The 1,135-nt window shown below is 48.3% G+C and carries 1 protein-coding gene; it reads right to left on the bottom strand.

Translation table 11 applies throughout. From position 1 onward, the window contains the following. Nucleotides 1-1,125, bottom strand: a protein-coding gene (locus tag ABWW03_RS19910; protein WP_353411427.1) for an IS3 family transposase whose coding sequence is annotated in 2 segments (ribosomal slippage) — nt 1-867 and nt 867-1,125 — 1,126 coding nt annotated over the 2 segments. Because the reading frame shifts where the segments join, the coding sequence is not laid out codon by codon here. This gene is flagged as partial in the annotation. Nucleotides 1,126-1,135 lie beyond the last annotated feature (10 nt).

Raw genomic sequence — 1,135 nt, 5'->3', positions numbered from 1 at the left:
TGTTTGGACTTAAACCACCGTTATGTCGGTGCGGCCTTGTCTGGCTGTAGTAACCAACAAGATAATCTGTCACCGCATATTTTGCCTCTGTAAAATTTCGATAGCCAAGTGCTGGCACCCACTCAGTTTTCAAACTCCTAAAGAACCTCTCCATCGGAGCATTGTCCCAGCAATTACCGCGACGACTCATACTCTGAGTGATTCGGTAGCGCCACAATAATTGTCGGAATTTACGACTGCTGTAGTGGCTTCCTTGATCTGAGTGAAACATTAGCCCTTTAGGCTTGCCGCGAGATTCAAATGCCATGCTTAGTGCCTGAGACGTTAACGCACTGTCTGGCGATAACGACATTGCCCAGCCAATTGGCTTTCGTGAAAATAAATCTAACACCACCGCTAAGTACGCCCAGCGCCGACCAGTCCAAATGTAAGTGACGTCACCACACCAAACTTGATTGGGCTTAGATACGTTAAATTGACGATCGAGCTTGTTTGGTACTGCGATGTGCTCTTGGCTCGCCTTCTTGTATTTATGCCCAGGTAGTTGGCTGCTGACCAACTCAAGCTTTTTCATTAGTCTGTTAGCCCTGTAACGGCTTAAATCTATACCTCGGGCCGTTACAATATCTGCAATAGTTCTAGCGCCCGCCGAGCCATTACTCTCTTCAAATGCCGCTTTAATTTGGCAGTGCAGTTCGAGTTGCTCCGGCGATAACGATCGCGACCGCTTGCTCCAGTATTTGTAACTGCTTCGGTGTATACCAAAGACTTCGCAAATTATTGTTACTGCGTGGCTCTCTTTGAGCTTGTCGACTAACGAGAACCTCTCATCGAGTCCGACATCAAGAGAGCTGTAGCCTTTTTTAATATCTCCTTTTCTTCTTCGACCCTCCTGAGCTGTTTCTCCAGCTCGCGAATACGCTGTTGATCCGGGGTCATTGGCGTACCCAAGGGTGCTTTTCCTTCACGCTCTTCTCGGAGTTGGCGCACCCACTTATCCATTGTTGACTTACCCACGCCCATTGCATCAGCTGCCTCACGAACGGAACGCCCCTGGTCAACAACAAGCTGAGCAGCTTCAAGTCGGAATTCAGGGCTAAATGTAGGTCTTGTACGTTTACTCATTGATCACCTG

This window comes from Pseudoteredinibacter isoporae, assembly GCF_040372805.1.
In the GTDB taxonomy this organism is placed as follows: Bacteria; Pseudomonadota; Gammaproteobacteria; order Pseudomonadales; family Cellvibrionaceae; genus Pseudoteredinibacter; species Pseudoteredinibacter isoporae_A.
This window is presented reverse-complemented; position numbering and strand designations above follow the sequence as displayed.